Raw genomic sequence first — 22207 nt, 5'->3', positions numbered from 1 at the left:
CTATCGCTGGCTGTGTATGATCTGCAGTATAATCTTCTTCTGTTGCGCCATTTGCTGTAGTTGATAAATTAACCTGCATATTCGCGACATAAACATTTTGGGTAAAAGGGGAGTTAGTAGTATCAGCACCTACCCACTCGCCTTGTTCCATTTGATGTTCTGATACATCTTTACCATTGTTGCCATTCATATGAAGTACCCCTTAGAAAAAATCATCTTGGAATGCCAAATCAATGGTTACCGCGTATTGGCTATAACGCGTTCTCATTTCCGCATTCTCAAGAACTAACGTGTATTGAGCGTTCCTGTCGAACTGAGAGCCAATAAGCTTTAACCTAGCTTCGCGAGTACGTTCATCCATCACTTTACTCACGCTATCAAAGTTAATCGTTTCACGACTGGATACTTCATTACCTTGTGCATCGACGATATAGACATCCAACAACCGTGCGACAAAACGCTCGCCTACAGGGTCTGTCTGAATAAATCTGACCTTGTCGATATTGTTTACTAATTTGATGGGCTGAGTGGCTGCAACAACACCTACCGGTTGTTTCTCATGTTTTGCTGCTTGTTCTTTTTGTAGCTCTCGCACATGTAGTACCGGTACGCAGACTTCCTGTAGCATCGCTCCGCCATGCACAAACTTAGCACCACCAACGAAGTGGAAGCGTTGAGCCGCTTTTGGAAGCAGGAACTCTGCTTGATATGAAGAGCCACTAGAGCCATGAGCCGTATCGTTAATTGATCCCTTCCAACAGGCTTCATCTGAAGGTAAGTTTTTACCAACGATATAACGTTTCTTGGCTTCTATCGCACCAGCAGGTTTGGTTTTCAACGAGGTTTTGTCAGCCGCTACAAGTGCTTTTTGTTGGAAGAGGAAGCCATGGTCAGCAGTGATCACAACTCGGCTTCCGTTTAGACGGTTGATGACCCGCCCAACGAGGTCTTTTAGCTCTTCAATGGCACTACGACAGGCTTCAAACGTTTTCTCTTCAGTTGCAGCCTTATCACCAATAGCATCAATGGTATCGTGATAGATATAAACGACTTCTACGTCTCGAACCTTGTCACGCCCCTCCTGGTTACTCCAGCCCATCAGTTCCTTAGAACTCACCGCCATACCACCTACTTTTTGTAGGATGGCGTTGCGGTTGTCTAAACCCTGTGAAGAAATACCATCTACATAAACAGCCGTGCCTTGTTCTGGCTGGTAACTGAGTGCTTTATGAGGCAATAATGCCGCCATCCCAAGTTGGGTATAACTCGGCAAAACACCCAACTGCGTAGACACCTCAGCTTTAAATCGCTTCTCGTTGTTAATGATAGCGCCAAGCTCATTCGCAATTTCAAAACGCAGGGCATCAGAGATGATCACAAACACTCGTTTTGTCTGTTTCAGACTCAGTCGTGTGCGAACTTCTTTTTCATAAAAGTCATACTGGTGCGGTACGCCAGAAATCTGCCACTTTTCAAGTAATTTCTCATTGGCCAAATGACGATCCCAGGCAAGGCCAAGCTCATATAAGTACCAGTTGGTATAAATGCTTTCGACTTCGTCGTCGAGCTGACGCAGTATGTCTGCACCTTTACTCAATACAGAGTGCACATGCTCATTGAACAAACGGTAAGCCTGGTCAAAACGATAAATGTCTGTGGTATAGGCGTCGTACATTGCCTTCGCGTTATCAAAGTGGAACCCGTCCACATAGCGATTTCGCAAGTGCATTAACTCTTCAGCGTTGCGGATAGCTTCATAAATTGCGAAGTATTCTTTGCGTGACAATGTCCAGTGGCTAGCAAGACGTCTTGATAAGACCGTATCAAACTGAACCCGGTCTAGCGCTTTACTGCTATCGAGCAAATCACGAACTAAACCACGGATTATGGCCTGTTCCACAGCTTCGAACGTTTCGCATTCGATAAGCTCAACCGGATGGTACTGGCCAGCACGAGTCGAAATTTCCAACTGTTGGCTAAGCACCTTAGAGATGCTTTCGTAGTAAGCGGCGAAAGAGCGGCTGTCGCGCCAGCTCACCATAAACGCCAAGGCTGTCGCCCGGCCTGATGCGCTTTTTAAAACATTGTTAAGCAACCAATCACGTTCAACGCCTTCAATTTGGCTCCAGAATTCAGTACAGAATAATTTCAACACGAAGTCTGAGAAGGTTGGCTCTTCAACTGTATAGCCAAAACTCTCACTTAGATATGCCCAGAGTGAGGTCTCAAGTTCAAACTTACTTAGCTGGCTCCATAAAGGTTGGCCAAGGCTTTCATATTCGATATAAGCCGCATATTCGCGTAGTAACCCAAGCAGAATGTCCGACAAAGACGCAGAATCAGCTTTTACAACCACTGCCATCATCTTCCTGTCTAACGAAAGTTCGTCTTCGTTCTCAGTCACCCACTTTTTTAAACCGGCTATGCGCTGTTTATTGGCAAAAAAGCTCTGACGCTTACGAATGTGCGTGCGAAGCGCCATTTTCGGAATACCCAGCTCATTAAGCAGCATTGAGCTGTGATCAGCAAAAAACTGCTCGCTGTACAAACGCACGTCTAGCAACCAATCACGATCAGGCTCTGGCTCAGCGCTTGGAAAATAGATAAGGAATTTAGCTTCACGCTCATCCACTTCAATGCGCTTTTTCACTGCCAATACGGACTCATTGCCCATATTGAGGATGGTCAAATCATTTGGTAGCACTTTTGCCGTTTTATCCGCCGATTTATCGTCTGTTTCTTTTGCAAGCCCTTCTTTTGCAATAGAGAGGGCGTTAGCTAAATGCTCAAGCTCTTCAGTAAAGCTTTGCTCTGGGTCGTACCAAAACACAATGCGGCTTTGTTCGAGCTTGGCAGCCACGCCTTGTGCCAGTTCACTAATCTGCATTAGTTAACCTCCGGGGCCGAACCAGTAATGGCTTTAACATCGGCCAACAGATCACCAAACTTGCCGTAATTCACTTTCACACCATCATCAAGATCCAGGGAAATACGCATATCGGCGTAGTGTTTTAGCTTGTCATCAAACTCTCGTAGCTCAACCTGTTTCTTTATCAAGGCATCCAACTCTTTCTTAAAGCGATTCGCTTCACTGGTTGAGTCAGCTGTTTCAATCTGCTTCTCAAGCTGCTCAGCATAAGCATCGTATTTGCCTAGTAACGGCGTGACATACTCAGTACGCATACGAGAAAGCGTGCCCTCGTTGTACCTATGTAAGTAAACCAAACACTCGAAAGCCTTCTGCTTACCAGAACTAAATAGCCAATAAATAGGGCGTTTTTTATAAGTCTTCAGATGGTCTTTATAGAACTGAGTCGATAAATAACGGCGAATTGTCTCCAGTGCTGATTCAGATTTTTTCGGTTTAATAGCATTTAGGCATAGTGATTCGGCGACAAAATCCAAGTTTTCTTGTAAGTGTTCCTCACCCCAAACAACCTGAACAAACTCGCGGAATCGGTTGGTTGCGTCGTCTCTAAACCATTCTTGATCTGTTAATGGAATGATGCCATCTTCATCGGCTGGATAGTCTATATAAGCTCCTTCAGCATCTAGCAAGTCGAATCCATCATTCCCAGACTGTGCATAAACTAGACCTTCTCGGTTTAAAGAAAAACGCCCCATGACACAACCTATTGAATAGCTCAATATTTCCGCTATTTTTTCAGCCCTATATAATAATTTACCTAAAGCAAGGTCTTTACTAGAAAATTGGTAATACTGGTTACAATAAAGTGATATAGTTGATTTTTTAACCTCTTCATTTGCTTGGCCACTTGCGCCGTACATCTCTATAAACAACTCATTATTTGCTTGCTCTAACTCTTGTACTTCTTCAACCAGGCCCAAGGAATTTTCATATAACTTATTGAAAGAGGATGAAATAGTTGACGCATGTATATTTATGATATTTAGGGACTTAAAACCGGTATTCTCTTCTTTGGACTGATAGTCATCTTTAAATATACTTACTAGCTCTTTGGCTCGCGTGCATATCAATTCATAATTTGAATCAACAATAGTTGTTGGAAAACTAGCCATAACCCCTGGACTTAGATTCAAGGTTGGATTTAGAAGCCCACTAATTAAACTACCTACTGGTGAATTTAAAAATGCCATTACATAAAAAAGTCGTTCTGAAGATGACTCTGTAAAAATTGAAGGGGATGCAAAATCAAAGATATAACCTTCAGGGGTGTATCTTACAGACAATTCTCCCCCCCCGATCATGGTCCATGTGACAGACTCCTTAAAATAATAGTCTTCATTTCTGACATAAGCATTTTTAAAATTTTTAAGATCAAAGCCAGAGTTTTCCCAGTTCACAATATAGTTATTATTGCCGAACCACTTTCTATATTCACCACCCTTATTGCAGCCATACCACTTGTATTCATCAGAATACTCAACTCCTGGCAAACATGTATCAGCTGATGAAACCTCATGCCATAACCTAATAAAACGATCGTTATCCGCTGATGACAGCCCACTCTTAATTGCGTATTCATCACCCAAATTATCTAATTTTGATATAACTTCAAGAAATCGTGGTGCAATCCAATATGTGATAGGTTGACCAGATATCTTCAAAAATGACTCTTGTGAAATTTCCTCAAATCTATTCTTATTCTGCAGTAGATTTTTTCTTTTAAGATCTTCACTACCTTCCACAAGACGATGGAAGGTTGGGTAGAAATTATTTATGTGAAATTTATTTACAACCCATGCCGCAGTTTGTACAACCTCACCACTGATTTGACTAAATGCACGCGCACCTAAATGAGCCATGGTTACAAATGTATTCTCTTGTAACAGATTTTTTCTTAATTGTTCAAAACTTGACAAGAACATCCAAGATTGCATGTTTATTTGAGCATTAAAGCCGTATATTGTAAGCAAAGAAAACGCTCGCTCCATAAAAATAGCAAACAAATCAGATTTACTATTTGGATAGCTATTCTTAGCAAACTCTTTCAAATCTGCATTCATACCTTTGCTGCCCATATAGGGAGGATTCGCAATCACTGCATCGTAACGAATCGACAGAACCAAAGCCTGATGAACAATTTCAATCAATTGCTTCGCTGCTGGCTTTTGCATTGAGTCGCCTGACTCTTGTAGCTCGACTAGAGTGCTCAGTAGCTCTTTTAGCTGCTCATACTCATCGCTTGGCACATCAATCAAAGAACCGAAGGTCTTGGCCTGGGTAAATCTTGCTAACGTTCGCTTCAGCAGTTGGTAGCGGTTGTCTGCATTGAACGAGCTTAAATCTTGTTCTTCGTCGGCGAATAAGCCCTGCGATGTGCCGCTTTGCCAATTTCCCGATAGGTTGAGTGCTTTCCATACGGTCGGCAGGTCGATATGGTTACTTTCCTGCAATGACAGTACATTGAGTCGCACGTTACGGGTAAAAATACGCTTATCGTCATCTCTAGCCATCATCATCAGCGCAAAGCCAGATAACTGCGCTGCACGATCATCAATGTCTAGGCCGTAGAGGTTGTTCTCCAGAATCATCTTTGGAATGTCACGAGAGCGGAAACCACGCTCTTCGTAGATGGCTTTTAGTACGTTGTAGGCTTCAATCAATATGTGGCCCGAACCACAAGCCGGGTCAAGTACTTTGATGGTTTCAGGCTCGATAGATTCAGGCGTAATAGCCTTTAGCTGTTGGTTAACTTCGTCAGATTGTTCAGCAGGCTCAATGTAGTATTCCATCTGCGTTTTAATGGCAGAGTCTGGGTAGGTTTGCAGCCATTGGCGACCGACTGAGTTTTGTACCAGGTACTTCACAATCCAGTTGGGTGTAAATAGCTGGGTGGCGGCAGGGATGTCTTCACTCTTGACCACCTTACCCATTACCTGATCTTTCTTTTCAGAAATGTAGAATTGGTAAAGCCAACCGATAACTTCTACCTGTTGCCAGTCCTCTTCAGGGATGCCGTCTACCAACCCACGCAGAATTGAGTCGGTACGTGTTAGGTTGTCTGGTAGCAAAAGTTCTGTTTCATCGTCCAATGCGTCAAATAAGAAAGGCATCGCTTCATGAAGCTTATGGCACTGGCCCAACAGCAGTTCACGATAAAGCTCTTCGTCTTTGTTGCCCGCTAGCTTGAGTTCAATAATGCGAGCTCTATCTAATCCGAGTTCATCCGCAGCGTCTTGCGCATGGTCGATAATTTCAAAGCCTTTAGGGTTGTCTGGGTGCGACAAAACACGAAAACCGTGGCCTAGATAGTCATGGATTTCCATATAGCGAATAGCACACAGACGGTTGAACCAGGTATAAGCTACTTGTTCAATAAGTTGTGCATATCCAAGTTTCTGGCTTCTGGCCACTATGCGTTTTCTGGGCTCAGCCAGTTTACCGTCAAAACTGTTACCGGCGATTTGAAGCACAGAACCTTGTAGATTCGCTTCTGCAATTTGTAGCTCGCCTTTTTTATTCGCGGTGATACCAAAGGTGTTTAATCGTTTAGCAACCGCATCCATAAATTCGCGGCGCGCTTTTGGTGCGTATTTTTTAATGTTGTTCGTATTCATATGATCTGCGCCTCTTATTCTGTCTCTACGCTGCTTGCGGGTTGTAATGCAGTTCTAATGCGGGCAAGCAGTGTTTCCTGACGCTCGCGGTAAAAATCCATAAACTGGTTTAGTTGTTCAGGTAATGATGTTATGGCTTGCGATTGCAGATGTGCTTGTCTTGCATTCACATCAGGCCACTGCTGCGCATACCATTCATGGGGCATTTTTTGCCGCTTCTGATTATTGATAGTCCCTTCCAACAGCTGAAGGTTTGGCAGCTTGTTAGATGCCTCGATGAGTTCATCTAGCTGTTCAGTTGGGACACCAACTTTTGCAAGCTTGTTACGCGTAAACAAACCTTTGGGGTAAATGTGGTCCACATGGAAGTGTCGTGAAAAATCGAATCCAGGGAACAACAATGTCAACAAGGCAAAGGTACGCGGATTACCATAATCCAACTGGGCTAGTTCACTAATTTCCTCTGGGTCAAAGCGCAACGATTTACCACGCTGTTGCATGGTCGCTTCAATTTTCGCTAGCGGGAAACCTGTATCACCTGATTGCTTGATGTCTGAGCGGAGCATAGTAAGCAGGGTGTCCAAACCACTTCCCCAGATGCCTGACGCTTTCAACAACGACCTAATGAGCCAATTTCTGATGCATTCTCTATCGACCGCATATTCAACCCTAGAAAGGTAGCTTGCCGTTAACTTTCGGTGGTGCAGGTAATACGCCAACGGGAGGATGGCACTTGTTGCTCTGAGGTTTTGTGCATTAAAACCAAAACTTGCCAGCAACTGCATTGAGAGCAATAACGCATCACGAATTGGCGTCCAGTTCTTTTCCAGAATCGCCATGTTTTCCTTGTTAAAGTTCTCAACCTTAAAGCCGACGCTACCGATATCAGAGAGCATTAAGCCTGCTTTTAAGACGAGATCTTTTGATACGTTGAATCCATCACCAACACGGTTCATCTCATCCACTAATGCATGAATTTCTTCACGGGCATCTAACGAGCTCCACTGGGCTACTGCTATTGAAAGTAGTAAGTCTGAGTAGGACAAGGTAGTACCGCCGCTATTCATGCGGATAAAGATATTCAGAACACGTTCTAGGCTCTGATCACTTTCTTCGTAAAACGAAATCTTGTCTTTGTCATGGATGGTTCGATACAAGTGACGAAGAGTTGAGCGAGCCTCTTTGCGTTGCTCCGAACTCAACCTAGCATCATCAGCAACTTCATCGATAAGTGCATCTTCTTCCTCTTCCATGATCCGGCCTACACGGAACCAGTATTGTTCAGAAGCATCCAGAGAAGCTTTATCGTCGGTAAGGAACTCAAAGTCATACATCGACCCAGTTTCTAAGTCGGGCTGGCTTAACAGATTTAAGTGAAGCCTGCGCACAGGGAAGGCGTCATCATTACTCCACCATTTACCTGTCAGCTTCCACGCAAATGAGCCGCGTAAGCCGATATTCAAAGCAGTAATCCGCTGCTGTCCATCTAGGACGGCGATGAACTCGCGCTCCGGTAACTGAGTGACATTTTCACAATGGTAGTTATCTCGCTCATGGTAATGCTGCATGAACTGATAAAACTGATAGCTATCCCGGTTCTCTGGTTTTATCTTCCAGAATAGAAAGGTCCCAAACGGGTAACCTTGCAACAGGCTATCAAATAGACGACAGATCTGTTCTGGTCGCCATACAAACTCTCGCTGGATGGCCGGTAACAGGTATTCCTGCTCAGCAACCTTGTCGAGTAATGATCTTATTGTTCCACCCGCTTGATACATAGCTATCCGTTGCCTCTTACTTAATTCTCACTCGGTCGCCAGCTTTGACAGCAGCAATCAGCTGTTCTCTTAAAGCGGCAAGATAGGCATCAACTTCGGCTTCACTTTCAATGAATCCGGTTGTTACTGACTTTGCCATGGCATCAGTTGGGTTAATCGTTACAGTACGTTTTGCAACCGGCTGTGGCTGCACTGGTTCAGGGACTGGCTCAGGTGCTGGAGCTGCCTTACCGGCTTTCGCTGCTTCTTCTTCGCGTTTCTTCTGTTCGAGTTCACGACGTCTTTGCTCAGCTTCAGCTTTTTTGCGTTGTTCTTCGATAAAGCCATTCAGCAACTCATAGGCTTCGTCCTCGTAACCTTCCGCTTCAGTTTGCTCACTGATAACTTGTGGTATTGAAGAGGTTGCTTCAATACGCTGTCTGCACATTTGTAACGGGCGCATTGCTTGGTTCTGTAGTTCAGTCGGTGCATGTGCTTCAGCTAGCGCTTCCTTTACACGTCCGATGCGCAGATCAACACGCTCTAAGGCATGAGTGCGTTTTTCTTCAACCAATGTTGAGTTAACTTTTGCCACCTGCTCGATAAGCGGATTAATGTGGCGCAGCTGCTCATACGGTGAGGGCATATTGTAAATGCGTTCTAATTCAGTGAGCGCTTTTAATGCTTCACTGTCTTTTTCTAATGCGGGTCTATTGGCCTTAAACTTCTCGTTTAATGCGCCAGCAAGGGCTTGCCAAGTTTGAAATTGGCTATTGTAGAAGTCATCAAGATCCTCAAAGTCCTCAGCAAACTCTTCAAGGGCATCAGCGTCTTCTAAGAATCGGGCGATAAGGGCGAAGCTTGAAGTTTGCTCAAGAATACCCGCGACCAATGCAAGGCCATCGTCAATTTGAGATGTACCAGGGAAATGACCTGTCTGCCCTCCTGAATTAATCACGGTTCTGAATGATTTAAGCTCTTCATTCCAAAGCAGTAATTCATCGCGCACTAATTCATAGAGCTCTTTCTCACCAGAGCCGGTAAAGGTTTTAGAAAAGATCTCTTTCACAAGAGAGGCGACCTTTTTAATTTGGCGCTCGTCATGTTGCCTGATCTTATGCACACGGATCTCGCCGCGTTTACGCACACTGGTAAAAGGCTCGTAAGCTTTTTTCAACGCCAGATCTGTACCTTGGGTACTAAAAGATACCTTTCCAGCTAAGCCAAGCCTTGCAGTGAGCAATAAGATTTCATTGTCTGGCCAGCCATATGGGCGCTTGCCGAAACGGGCAACGATATCACGTAAGTACACAGGCTCATTACGCTCGACTTTTAGCATTACGTACTGCTCAACCTCACGCGAAGCTTCTGGGTTACATTCATCAGCCTGAAGATCCAATCCAATTTGAGCAATATCATCAGCAACAAGTACGGCCTGTAGCTCACGTAAAACTTCACCAGGCGTTGCCTTGAGCATGTTCAATTTAGCGAAGGTGTTTTCGATAACATATTTGTATGCTTCTTCGACGATGGCACTTGGCGTTGCTGATTTCTTCGGTAGTTTTGTGCCAATCGCGTAAACGTCCGCCTCTGCAAACAAAGCTTCAAAATCCGTTCTTAAGCGTTTTTCACGCTCAATATTTTCCATCTGCTTTTCGCGGAGAAGATGTTCTTGCTCTGGTCGCTGTCCTGAATTCTGTTTTAAGAATCGGTCAGTTTTAATAAAGGTTGTCAGGTCATCCCAAAGACGCTTATGTTCGCCCAGCTTGACGAGCACGCACCCGTCTGCCTCAAGCGTATGATTGATACACGCTTGATCGTGGGAGTAATTTTCAAAGTGCGAATCCAAAGGTGAAATGACTTTGATGACTAGGTCTTCCAGCGTGGTACCATCTTTCGGATGACCATTACAAAAACGGCTCACCGCAAAGTCTTGCTTGTTAATCGGGTAACGATAGGCGCGATTACCTTTCAAAATACCGTCAAAGACGATTGCGGAAAGCTTGTTAGAGACCTCTGACATTTCAACGTCAGTGTGGCGGATCTCGTTTTCAATCTCTTTTTCTTCGTTGGTCAGGAAGATAAATTCATCACCATTACGGGCAATCAGCAATTGGCGCTCAAGACGATTAAGACTCTCTTCAATTTGTTTGCGCAGCGCAATTTTATCTGCATCGATTCGGTCAATTGACAGAGTAACAAGGTTGTCTAGTGTGCTTTTGACAACGTCCACATATCGGATTAAGAAAAGGGTTTTAAGGATTTTGCCATCGAATTCTGTTAAGGTATCCAACTCACAGGCTTGGTCAATCGTTCGCTTAACCGCTGGTTCCAAAAAGCTTTCAATCGGAGCATAGAAACTGTAAAACGGGATTAACACATCAAGGGCAGAATCCTTCATTTGTTTCGCAGCTGATTGGAAAGCATCAAGTAATGAACGCTCACCCATAGCTAAGTGCTTACCCGTAGCGCCCTTTGTTCGAATTGATTCAAACACTTTTTGTACCAGCGTGTAGTGGTAAGGCACAAACGGATAGTTGTCTACGAAAGACGGAGCGTCGGAGTAACCTTTTAGAGAAGCTGTTGTCGTTTTATCAAATGTCAGCTGGTTACGAAGAATGTCACCCTTTTCAGCAAAGACATCGATAAGCTGGGTACGAGCTTCTTCCGTTTTGGACAACAAACGCTTTTGAATAACTTCCGAGGTGTTAGAGCTAGACAGCTGTAATCGGGTGCTAAAACGCCCCTGAATTTTAGAAAAGTCCTCACCATCGCGCTTATCCATACCACCTATGGCAGCATCAATATCAGCCTGTGAGGTAACAACGACCCAAGCTCTGCCACCACAATATGTACCAAGATCTTCAGTAATAGTCTGAAGCTTCAACATCATTTGTGTGTTCTTACCGATAAACTGACCAACTTCATCGACTAAAAACAGCAGATTTCGGTCACCAGTGTTGTCTAGATATTCATTAACCCACTTGCAGAAATTGCGAATATCTAACGGGAAATTGTTTTCAACCTGCTCAACCCACGCCTTGGCAGACTCTAATGATTGCTCACAGGCATGAGCGAGTGCTTCAGACAGCTCGTCTCGATAGAAGTCATAAGCGTCACGCTCTTTTTCCCAAGTTGATTGGGTCAACTCAGCGAACTTGTCCTTGAACGGCAAGTATTGCTTGCGCTTATCAAGCTCGCGTTCTAAGTGAGCAACATGAGGAAAATCAGCACAGTATCCTACTCGTTCGTTAAATACTTTGAGGAAAACCTTAAGAATGGCATTTTCTTGGTCATCCGTATTCGCTCGTGAATCGATGTTAAAAAGAATGACATCTGTGTCTTTGTTAACTGCATTCTGGATATCTGCCAACAGCATGGCATCGTTGATTTTTTCTTTGAAAAATTCAAATGCTTGACGGCCTTGCCCATCTTTTTCAACAGATTTGTTCTCAAGAAGGTAAGATAAAATTTTCAGGAAATGCGATTTACCCGAGCCAAAGAAACCAGAAATCCATACGCCAATTTTACCTGACATATCACCGTGATTTTTCGCAACAGATGGTACATAAGCTTCAAAGAATGCTCGAAAGTGCCGATCTAGCTCTCGGGTGACGACATATTCATCAAGTTCGACATACACACTATCATTATCTTTCTGTTCCGCTTTAACGACGCCGTTAATGTCACGCGTTAACTTCTTAGAAAAAATTTGTTCAATTTTCATTCTCTTGGCTCCACGCTCTACTTCTTATTGTCAGCAAAAGGTTTTTTACCGTCTTCAGGCACAAGCTTGAAGGCGCGATAGTAGTTTTTAGATTCGATCATGCCAAAAGGATGCAAATCCCTTCCGCTATATTCTCCTGGATAGAAAAGCACTAATGGCGTACTGCCCATCACATCTTGCAGAGCACTGAGTAACTCATGCCCTCGGACAAGCGGCCACGCACTGCCTAAGCCGGACAACAACACAAACTCAAGACCTGATGGCTTATATTTGTCCGCTATATACCTAGCCACTTTCTCTTGGCTCAAAGGCCCGGCTAGTGTTTTTCGAAGGCCATCTACACCGACTTGCAGTTCACGCTGGCAAGCTCGGTCAAATAGACCTCGCTCCTCAAGCATCTCTATCAAGACTTCAAAAATATTGAGATGGACAAAGCGGTAACCACGCTTATTGAGCTTTTCATCAACATGCTTAAGGTGCTCTCTTACAAGCAGTTCAAACTTGGCTGGATAATCAAACACCCAAAATCCAATTTCATTGCCCAAGCCATAGTTTTTCAGAAACTTAGGGCTTTCAATTCGTTCCAAGATCAGATCAAGCCTAGTCTGAAGAACCTTCATATTGTGCACTCCATTACATCAATCAAATCTTCCCTGCCCAGACGAACTAACCAGTCTTGAACTTCTGGCATTAGGTAAACAGGCTGTATTTTCTTTTTTCTGCTATCACCAAGATAGCCACAGTTAACCAATGCCTTAACTGCGTTATTACCCATTTTTTTTATGGTTGAATCAGAATAATCACCAAGCTCGGCATATGCCCGCACTCTTGTGTCATAAAATTCAGACCATGCATCAGCAGTTAAAGAAGGTTTATAGGTGCGACGAGCCTCGGCCAAGCTAAGTCGCATAAAATCAGCGACAACCGGGGAATGAATGAGTAATGACATCATCAGCATTTGGACATATGCTCGTTCACTCGCGGCTAAAAGATCAGTCATAAACTCATCACCAAGGCCTTCAATACGCCAACGGATAGTTCTGGCATAACGAATAGCCGTCTGACCGGATTTTTTCTGAAGAACATTTTGCTCAACGATCTGCGACTTCCACTCATCTTCTGGCAGTTTTTTCAGTAGCGACTCAGCGATTATCCTAGATTCAGTTATAAATAAACTGCCTCCTATTAGGTCACCTACATATTCTCTTATATTCATAACTTTATCTCACAATTCGCTATACCCTGGAGCGAGTTCAGCATTATCAACACCATACAATGCTTCAGGGTTTTTAAGTGCTAAATGGAACTCTCGCCCATTGATCTTACTATTCTTTGAACAATCGATATTCCATAAACGCAGTAAATACCCAGCGAACGCAGCCCTTATATCTACACGCAACCTATTGTTTTCCATTGCGTAGTCCATCGATACAGCTTCTGGATGTGTTAGTTTGGGGTGAGGCATTAGTTCTAGTTCAACTATTCGGTTCCATTGCTTATCCCACTGAAGAATCTCAACTTCGTCGTTAACCTCATCCTCTAACAGTTCAACTTCACTTATTCTGGTTAAAACAAAATCCCTAAATTCACTATGCTTTCTATCGAATGCTCGGACATGCCATCTTAAGCCATTGTCAATCAAGGTATGAGGAACTATTTTCCGGCTCCCATGACCACTCGACAAAGAGGTGTACTCAATGTTAATCACTGCGCGTTTATGGATGGCTTCACTAATAGCCGCTACCACTTCCAATTTCGGCTTATTGAGATGGAATGGCGCTTCACAAGCCATAGGTGGCCTGACCTTACCAAGAAAACCATCACCGAATCCTTGGCTTATCGTCGCAAGAGTTCGAACAACGTCATAATCAAACAACGGCTGGAATGCACTCGTCTTCAAGTGCACTCTGCGTTTTTCGTCATACATAACGTTGTTAGGAGCCAACTCTTTGTACCGCGCAAAATCTTGTGTTGCCACAGACGGCGCTACGCTAAAGCGCTCTGTTAAATAACTACGCCCAGCTTCACCTTTAAATAACAAAGTGAAATCAATATGAGCTAGTCGTTCTCTCTGTGCTTGGCTAAGCTCTTCAAGTCCAGTGTTGTCTTGCACTGTCAGCCTCTCAATCCATCTGGGACAAGCCCTAATCATTTAAAACTAGGAAGCCATCGATTGAATGCCATCAAGCAACCTACTTTTTTTCATTAGGTAACATAATAACAAAAAGGCATAATGCCATCCACAGGTAATGGATGAAATAACATTGATAATTAACCCTAGATAATGGTGTTAGTAATACTCAGATGGTTTAAAGACTCAGAATTTTTTCTGCGACTCTAGCAACCCAAACCTCAAGTGCATCCCCTTCATTCTTAATCTTGTTATCAGGATGACCAAGATAAACACAAAAGCTAGTGTTCAATGAATTAGATTGTCGTTTCCAACTCATCGCATTCAATCCTTTCTCTTTATCTCGGCTCATCAATTCATCAAGAATCTTCTGATAAATTGGACCACCGCTCTTCATCCGGAAGAACAAGGTCGATAAGCTTTCCTCTTTGGTTAGCTCAATTTCTAAGATTTGAACGGTGGTAGTGTCATCGCGTTGTATGATTACATGGCAATATTGACGAGGCCTACCATCGATTAAATGGGCACTACGGCAATTTTGCTTAGGAACATCGCCCATCTGATAATCAATCTTCCACTGATATTTAGATTCAAGTTGTTCGAGCATTAATTGAAAAAAGACCAACTTTTCAGGAGCTTCAATTAGCTGAGGTGGGTCAAGGTTATCAACGTCGGCACATACACCCTTACCGTTATCCTTTCCTTCTTGTAAACTCGCCATTTCTTCCTCTGACAGCTCCTGATTATCACCCAATTCAGGCTTTATATTTTGTGGCAGTGCCTTTATATGACGAGGGCTTCTTCTTAAATCAGGCTCAACATCAAAGTTAAAACCCGCTCTTCCCATTTTTATAAAATAACGTTTTTTACTGGCTTTAGGCTTACCTTCAGGATCTAGTTCTTTGATATTAACTGGCGGCTTATTAGGGAGAAGATTACACTCATTATTTTTATCTTCCGATTCAGATTGAACAAAAAGTTCATCATCAGGGTGCGAAAAGAATACAATATCTAACTCTGGTGATTGAAGACCCGATATGGACCGAATTTCACGAATATAAATTTGATCATTAAATTCACCGCCTGTAAATCCAGCATACGAAATCTCACAATTTCCTAAGTCAGGAGGAGAAAAATCAAACGTCCACCTTTCACCATTATCAATCTCTCTTGCTGTTCGGTTTATTTGTTCAAAAATAGAACAAAAACTCTTCTCAGCTTCAGAAACAAAGAATAACCAGGTGAAAAATTTTCTGAACTGCAAACTATTGAGATATCTGACAGGAATATTAGAGGACAGCTCAATCTCGCCAATCCAACCATGCTCGGATGACTTACCCAATTGCCAAGTGTTTCCCTGATATACAGAAGCTCTAGCCACTTCCGCTGAATGGAAAAATAGCATTCGCGCCAGTTCAATAGCAGGTAGCCAATAAGTTCGCCCAGCGGAATCAAGGCGATAAACAATCGAATTATCGACTTGTTCAGCATACTGCTCGGCTCGGTGTAAAGATCTGGGAATGTCTCCATATCGGCATTTATGCCAGAACCTGATATTTGGGGCTTGAAAACTCCCAGTCCATCCTTGAGCGATATTATCAATTAACTCTCTGGGATATTTTGTGCCGGCAGTAAGGGTTGGAAGCATATCAATCGGTAATGATTTACGGATTGTATACTTTTTATCATGCCAAAAATAACAAACAACATGCCAGCCACCTCCAAATTTACGATACCAATCACCAAGTAAAATCAACTTTGAACCTTTTGGAATGCCACGTATCCCAATCCCATCCAACTCACTCATTTCTGGCGTGATCTCCACAACTTTTTCAACGCTATTATTTCACGTTCAATTCTTTCTGTGACTAACTCTTCTCGAATATTCGCAACTCTAATGAGCCTCCAACGTTTGATTGTTTGGTGCCGCTCCGTCAAATGTTGATAAGCCAATTTAAGCCTAAAAACCTGATAGTCTTCTAGCGATTCAGCATGTAAACTCAGCCACTGCTTGGTCAAAGGCAAATCAACCAAATGTTTCTGAACCGAATTTGCTCTAGGCAACTTTTGAATCAAATGGCTTGTAGTCAAACGTTTCCGCCCTTTACTTTGAAATAAGTCTTTGTAAATAGATGTTAATACTCTGACATTTTGTTTGTCCCAACTGGGATAATCACCATCTCGAATACCCTCTGGTGATGTTTCTTTTTTCGGACAATTTTGCATCAACCATGGGTAATCATTGCGATATAACCACGCATAAATACGTCCGCCAGGGTTAAGTTTACGTAGCTTCTTCACTCCATAGTTAGGATGAACGGCCATTAATTTAACCCATTCATTTCTATGCGCTTTAATTTCTTCATGAGTATTACCTGTAACTTTAAACACCTGCTTAGTTCGTACTTGCTCAGGAGGAAACGTTTTCACTTGCTGTAATATTTCAGACAGTTTTTTATCTGGAGTTAATACCGATAAAACCATAAGGTGCCTAAGAGGATGAAATGATTTTCGATGTTTACGAAACAAATTAGTTAGCCAGCTATTTTCGTTCATTCCTGGCAAAATTGGTTCTAACAGGGTACCTTTCCAAGCTTTTATTAAACTCTGGTGAATTATTTCATGTTGTACACGGCTTTTATGAGTAAGCCCGCGTTCTTTTGCAAGTTCTTGATAATAAAGTGTCCAACGATTTGTTCCCAAACCTTCCAATAAGGAAACATCCAGTAACTCCTTGTGATATTCAATAACCCGTCGCTCCAACTCTGTTAGCTCAACATACCTTGCTTGACGAGAATGACACTCAAGAATGGCCGCACAATAATGATGCTTTTGCTTCGGATGAAAAGGGACTGCGCTATCTTCAAGTTTACAGCTATGAATAATACAAACATCAATTATTGGCAATTGATGCATTCGTCTCCAATAAGGCTCACCCAATTCGGCCAATTGTTCTTCCAAGCATTGAGGGCAATATCGAAAATGGGCTGGTATAGGTACACGACTGGCAACAATCCCTGCTCTAGTATGAATATTACCCCCAAATTTGGATTCCATCGAAGAAAGAACTTGTCTTGCCTGCTGATCAGATAAAAATGGAATATATAAAGGGGCCAACGTAAATTGAGCTATGAGTTCATTTATAGTAACTTTCCAAACCGTTCCGACATTATCAACAAAATCTTGCAAATGACTTGGCAAATCAGGAATAGCCACTGCACTATCTGTCCCCCACACATCTCTAACTACAGCTTTTTGATTTTGCGCTTGCCCGGTATGACATCCATAACGGGCAATACAGCTATAAAGCAGTTCATCATCATATGGTACGGTGAAATACGTTAGCATCTTAACCAGCCAGCAATTCGTCAATCGGATAAATCAACTGTAGCTCTAATAATGCTTCGTACTGCGATCCTGTTTTATCATTATAAATTTTCCTTAAATCAAGATCGGACAATTGTCCCCAATTACTTAAACTCGTATAGACAGGTTTCTCTTTCTTTTTCTTCGTGTTAACTGGTTGATGAGCATCTTGAGTTAAAGACGTCGTCACCAATTGCATTAAATGAAGAAGTTGGAGATCTGGGTTTCTGGCTAAAGCATCGGTAACTAAAGGGCGAGCAATATCTTCTGAAATTCCCATGGAAACGATTGCACAAATCGCTGAGTTAGCCACATTATTTTCAGAGGAGTCACCAAGCTCAACGGGCTTGGGTTTTGGTAATGGTTTAGAGACCAGTCTATCAAAAGCACCGATTATGCTCTCTTCCAATTTTGGAAAAACAAGATCATTGCACTCTTCAACTATCTTCTTATTCCCGCTTCTTAACGCTTCCAACATCGGTCGGACAATTGAAAATTCCTCTTCAAACACATCATTGAATAGCTCAACAGACAACATCTCGTCTTCGGCGCTACCTGCCAACAAAATGGCACGCGCTTGAGCCAGACAAAACAGTTTTACAACAATATCCGGGATGCCCTGACTCAGTTCATAAAGCTTATTGGTTAAAGGTTCTGTTCTCTCTACTTTGTTATTCAGCCATTGATAGGGCCAGAGTTCAGTCAAAAAGTCTTCCCAGCTTTCATCAAATGGCAATCGGTCCCAAACAATGCTTCCGTCACCGCTCGCTCTACGAGCTTGGCGGAATTCACTGGTAAATAGCCTTAACGCTTTAGGAGTGCCAATCAGAACAACTGAAACCTCAACAACATTAACCAATGTGACAAGAAAATTAATCATTTTCTTCTCACCACCGCTCTTAGCAAGGTTCATGTGCTGAAACTCATCAATAACGAGTAAGCCAATCGCGTGGATCAGACAAAGGTCAGCAACATCTGCCATCATTTTTCCAATAGTTGGCCGACCTGAAGCGTATTTAGCGCGATAATCAATATTTAAGCGTCGCCCTAAAGCGATAAAGAAGCTCAGACAAAAATCTGAGAGTGATCCGTCATGTGGGCAATCTATTTTTAACCATGGTACCTGAAGCAAATGGTATTCTGGATGGTAAATAACCCTATCATAGGTATTCAATACTAGGTTGACAGTAGTCGATTTACCTGCCCCAGAAATACCAGCAATTGTCATAGATGAAGCTGGCGAATGAACATCATCATGAATATAAGCGGTTAAATCTTCCCTTTGAACTAAATCTCTAATTGTATTTAGCTTACGTTTAAAGGTTGCGGTATTTGGGTTTCTGTTCAGGTAGCTGGTGCGAATCAACTTAGATAGTTTTTGTTCCACAACAATGTGATTGGTCTGCGGTACGAAAAACGACCTAGTTAACCGGCTAATAGCATGTGTTCGAATATGGCTTTCCAAATTCAATTCAGCAGAATGATAGATAGGTCGATTTCTCAGTTTCTTAGCCACATCAATGGGACTCATAATTATCGGTAATGCTGCAATAAGTGGATTATCACTGTATTCTGGTAATCCTTGGTCTTTATAATCAGCTTCTGGATAACGTGTGTCATTATATTGGTTCATCTAAGTCATCCTCTTTAAGTAGATCTTTTAACCTCGTTGGTAACTTAAAGCTCTTCTCAGTCGCTTTTGCACCATGAATTGATATTACCGTTGCTAATGATTCACTAGATTCCGGCTCATTCTTGGCCGATTTTTTATCTCGCTCATATTGCCTTTCGTTACTTTTATTATCCGAAATACCTTTCGCTCTTCGTGCTTTTTCTGCTCTGGTGTACTTGGGTTGTTTTGATTTTGCTTCATCAGCAATCTGCTCAAGATCATTTACTAGATTAACTGAACCAGATCGGGCTTTTAATTTTGATGTAGCTGCTGCTGTACTTTGCCCATCACGAGTAGTCCATAACTCCCACATTGTCATGTTGGCATACGCCCGGCTTCTCGCCGTAAGGTTTGCAGAAATAAAATCCGCATAAGAGTCAGATGGTCTCAAATAAATCGTATTTGTGGTATACAAGTCATACGCCACTGTAACGGATTTTAGGCCACGATAATTACCTTCGAACCATCCCCAATCTAACGCTTCTTTACAACTATAATAACAACCAAAAAGCTTTAGTCCATGTTCAGTGATAGTTGCTGTAGTATGCGGTAGCAGATTTACGTTAACTAACTTCGAGTCTGGTCTACGAAGTAAGCCGGTCCGATTTTCAATTCCCCAGTTCCACAATGTAAGAGGATTTGCCGGCAGATCTTTAGGAATGCCAGAATCAATATCATACGTACTAATCACATGCTCATTGTTGTAAAAAAGAACAATCTTAATCATCATCTTAGTGAACTCTTTCAGGGTAAGAATTCCATCCTGACGATAATCATTGCCATGCCGTTTTTTACCGATAGGATTTTTTGTCACATAGCCTTCAACAAACGGCTTCATCTTAGTTTGAGTGGTGCGAAAATATCGCTCAACAGACCCTTTCCAATCAGCACGAAAAGACGGAGTATTTTGAATATCTACATGAAAAGCTTTGCTGAGCACTTCCACATGCCGCCCAAGAATTTCACCTTTATCACCAATAAGGTTTTCAGGTAATCCTTGCATCGGCCACATATCAGGAGTGATATCGATATCAAACTGAGCACAATATTTGACCTTATCAGCCATAGAAGCACTAAGTGCTTCCATAGCGGCTATCCACGATGGATTCTCTAAGCCGACATACATTCCGACAATGGCCCTACTGAATACATCAACAACAAAATAAAGAGTTGGGCGACCAATGATTTCTTCGCGATTCAGCTCTGAAACCAAATAAACATCAGCAATAGTCGCATCAATTTGATATAAATATCCTGGACCGGGAACTTCAGCTGTTGATGTACTAAGAACAGGTCGATGATCTTTTAGGTAATTAATTTCACCTTCTCTTTTTCTGGTAATTTCGATAGATGTGTACTCTTTTTTGTAAAAGTAACCAAATTGCCTTTCGGTCGGAACATCAATTAAATCTTCCGGCTTACAAGGTAACTTTATACCATAGGCAATAAGTAATTGATTATAGGCGTAATCAAATTCATATTTGCCCTGATTAAGCAAGCATTTTTCAATCACAACCCTAAAAAGCGATTTCATTTGCTCGGTAACTGGTACACCTTCCCCTGGAGTTCGAGTACGACGGCGACCGTTACGTTTATCTTCAATTCTTTTAGATTTACCAAAGCCTCCACAGAGATCATACCGCCCACTTAATGAATTTTTGCACATACCAAACTGCCAATAGCGCCTGAGCCACCGGTATACTGTCTGCTTAGTTACTCCTGATTGATCCAGTACTTGATTTAAAAGTTCTCCTCTGGTTTTTCTCTGATAAATATCTGGCTCAACTTTTATCACTAAGCGAATAGCATTCCAGGCTTTTTCCTGAACAGCTTCAGCTTTTGAACCTTTTTTCGGAGAAGTCATACTGAATTTTACGTAAGGATCGGCTTCGGACAGCAGTTCTCCCCTTGCCATAAAGTGTTCAAAATCATATTTTGACGCAATCTGTGGAAGGGCAAGATCATCATCAATGTCTATCCAGAATATTGCTTGCTGATTACTCCACAAAATTCGGATTCTTTTTTCATGCCAGGCGTAGACATCGTTAGGCATGAACATATTGAGCATCCTTTCCTAGCCAAAACTCTGAAGCAATAATATTTTTAGCTTTTAAGCTTGTGTGCAGGCAATTATGCATTTCCCACTGGAAAGCATTTTGCGCGGCAAGATGCCTGAAATAATTTAGGTTTGTACCGATCTGAAGCCCTTGTTTTTGATCTAACTCGCTAAGCACCACAGGGAGCTTTTCTTCCCAGTTGGCTTCCAGCATCTGAAGGATGCTCTCAAACACGAACATTCTTTGAGAGTCATCAAGGTCATAGCTGTGCATGTGAGGAGCTAACCAACGGATATTTTTGACAAAATTAACCGGCACTTCATGTTCCGTAAAGACAAACCATTCTATTCCCTCAGCCTCCCAAAATCGCCGTTCCAACTCTAACTTCTCAATTGTTCGTTTATCTTCAAGATCTTGCGCATACTTGACAGATATAGCTCTGCTCTGGTGCTGTCCATCTGAATTAAAATCCACAAGTAAATCCGTTGTCATTACTTGCATAACACCTTGATAGGCAGGGTGTTTAATACCCAACCGTTTTGCTATAGAAACCGTTGCTTCTGGATTTAGAGGAAATTGCTCTCGGATATCGATAACCGAGTGTTGCCAGTCGTAGATAAGAAATGCGGCTAATTCAAGATCAGAAAGTAAATGAACAATACGATTATGAGTAAGTGCTGGTCGACGATGAACCCTACCTTTACTTGGAACATCCCGAACGGTAAGGAATGGCTTGTAATGTTTGCCAACACCCTGACCTCGCTTCTCTTTTTGTAAACGCTTGATAATAGAAGGTTCGAGTAGATTAATTATTTCCCGAGGGTAAGGGGTAAGAAATACATGGGCTTGTTTCATCTTAATAGTATCCAAGTTATGCTCATTTATTAAGCATAACTCGGAAATACTAAAGTGTGATAGTTTTTTGTTTAGTATGATACTTTTTTGTAAGTATGA

12 protein-coding genes are annotated in these 22207 nt (G+C 42.4%); all 12 read right to left on the bottom strand.

Annotation, left to right across the window (positions count from 1 at the left end):
- Window positions 1-202: 202 nt before the first annotated feature.
- The 12 genes from pglZ to ORI98_RS13750 all read right to left on the bottom strand — a co-directional run bounded on the left by pglZ (window position 203) and on the right by ORI98_RS13750 (window position 22123).
- A complete protein-coding gene (gene pglZ / locus ORI98_RS13805) occupies window positions 203-2887 on the bottom strand; it encodes a BREX-1 system phosphatase PglZ type A (protein ID WP_306135589.1) in 2685 nt (894 codons plus the stop codon).
- Window positions 2887-6543: a BREX-1 system adenine-specific DNA-methyltransferase PglX gene (pglX, locus tag ORI98_RS13800; RefSeq protein ID WP_306135588.1), complete on the bottom strand. Its 3657-nt coding sequence runs from the start codon at window positions 6541-6543 to the stop codon at window positions 2887-2889. Before pglX ends, pglZ begins: the two co-directional genes overlap by 1 nt.
- A gap of 14 nt (window positions 6544-6557) precedes the next feature.
- A complete protein-coding gene (locus ORI98_RS13795) occupies window positions 6558-8321 on the bottom strand; it encodes a DUF262 domain-containing protein (protein WP_113603074.1) in 1764 nt (587 codons plus the stop codon).
- A 16-nt stretch (window positions 8322-8337) separates the two neighbouring features.
- Window positions 8338-12027 (bottom strand): BREX system P-loop protein BrxC, encoded by a 3690-nt coding sequence (gene brxC / locus ORI98_RS13790; protein WP_306135586.1) that lies wholly within the window; start codon window positions 12025-12027, stop codon window positions 8338-8340.
- A gap of 17 nt (window positions 12028-12044) precedes the next feature.
- Window positions 12045-12647, bottom strand: coding sequence for a DUF1788 domain-containing protein (locus ORI98_RS13785; protein WP_306135585.1), 603 nt, complete (start codon window positions 12645-12647; stop codon window positions 12045-12047).
- Window positions 12644-13243 (bottom strand): DUF1819 family protein, encoded by a 600-nt coding sequence (locus ORI98_RS13780; RefSeq protein ID WP_306135584.1) that lies wholly within the window; start codon window positions 13241-13243, stop codon window positions 12644-12646. The genes ORI98_RS13785 and ORI98_RS13780 overlap by 4 nt, the downstream gene beginning before the upstream one ends.
- Before the next feature lie 9 nt (window positions 13244-13252).
- Entirely contained in the window at window positions 13253-14179 is a 927-nt protein-coding gene (locus ORI98_RS13775) for a WYL domain-containing protein (RefSeq protein ID WP_306135583.1), read from the bottom strand.
- A 157-nt stretch (window positions 14180-14336) separates the two neighbouring features.
- Window positions 14337-15965, bottom strand: coding sequence for a hypothetical protein (locus ORI98_RS13770; RefSeq protein ID WP_306135582.1), 1629 nt, complete (start codon window positions 15963-15965; stop codon window positions 14337-14339).
- Window positions 15962-17506, bottom strand: coding sequence for a TnsD family Tn7-like transposition protein (locus ORI98_RS13765; protein ID WP_306135581.1), 1545 nt, complete (start codon window positions 17504-17506; stop codon window positions 15962-15964). The genes ORI98_RS13770 and ORI98_RS13765 overlap by 4 nt, the downstream gene beginning before the upstream one ends.
- A 1-nt stretch (window position 17507) precedes the next feature.
- On the bottom strand, window positions 17508-19157 hold the full coding sequence (locus tag ORI98_RS13760) for an ATP-binding protein (RefSeq protein ID WP_306135580.1): 1650 nt from the start codon (window positions 19155-19157) through the stop codon (window positions 17508-17510).
- Window positions 19144-21255, bottom strand: coding sequence for a Mu transposase C-terminal domain-containing protein (locus ORI98_RS13755; RefSeq protein WP_306135579.1), 2112 nt, complete (start codon window positions 21253-21255; stop codon window positions 19144-19146). The genes ORI98_RS13760 and ORI98_RS13755 overlap by 14 nt, the downstream gene beginning before the upstream one ends.
- Complete coding sequence (locus tag ORI98_RS13750; RefSeq protein ID WP_306135578.1) at window positions 21242-22123, bottom strand: TnsA endonuclease N-terminal domain-containing protein; 882 nt, start codon at window positions 22121-22123, stop codon at window positions 21242-21244. The genes ORI98_RS13755 and ORI98_RS13750 overlap by 14 nt, the downstream gene beginning before the upstream one ends.
- Window positions 22124-22207 lie beyond the last annotated feature (84 nt).

Origin of the sequence: Shewanella sp. ULN5 (assembly GCF_030731885.1) — a bacterium.
In the GTDB taxonomy this organism is placed as follows: Bacteria; Pseudomonadota; Gammaproteobacteria; order Enterobacterales; family Shewanellaceae; genus Shewanella; species Shewanella holmiensis.
Note: the sequence above shows the minus strand (reverse complement) of the source record. Positions and strands in the feature narration are given on the sequence as shown.

Coding starts and splice junctions, on each gene's coding strand:
- ORI98_RS13765 (WP_306135581.1), bottom strand. CDS start 17,506: ATGCTAACGTATTTCACCGTACCATATGATGATGAACTGCTTTATAGC.
- ORI98_RS13770 (WP_306135582.1), bottom strand. CDS start 15,965: ATGAGTGAGTTGGATGGGATTGGGATACGTGGCATTCCAAAAGGTTCA.
- ORI98_RS13775 (WP_306135583.1), bottom strand. CDS start 14,179: ATGATTAGGGCTTGTCCCAGATGGATTGAGAGGCTGACAGTGCAAGAC.
- pglX (WP_306135588.1), bottom strand. CDS start 6,543: ATGAATACGAACAACATTAAAAAATACGCACCAAAAGCGCGCCGCGAA.
- ORI98_RS13755 (WP_306135579.1), bottom strand. CDS start 21,255: ATGTTCATGCCTAACGATGTCTACGCCTGGCATGAAAAAAGAATCCGA.
- ORI98_RS13785 (WP_306135585.1), bottom strand. CDS start 12,647: ATGAAGGTTCTTCAGACTAGGCTTGATCTGATCTTGGAACGAATTGAA.
- pglZ (WP_306135589.1), bottom strand. CDS start 2,887: ATGCAGATTAGTGAACTGGCACAAGGCGTGGCTGCCAAGCTCGAACAA.
- ORI98_RS13795 (WP_113603074.1), bottom strand. CDS start 8,321: ATGTATCAAGCGGGTGGAACAATAAGATCATTACTCGACAAGGTTGCT.
- brxC (WP_306135586.1), bottom strand. CDS start 12,027: ATGAAAATTGAACAAATTTTTTCTAAGAAGTTAACGCGTGACATTAAC.
- ORI98_RS13780 (WP_306135584.1), bottom strand. CDS start 13,243: ATGAATATAAGAGAATATGTAGGTGACCTAATAGGAGGCAGTTTATTT.
- ORI98_RS13760 (WP_306135580.1), bottom strand. CDS start 19,157: ATGAACCAATATAATGACACACGTTATCCAGAAGCTGATTATAAAGAC.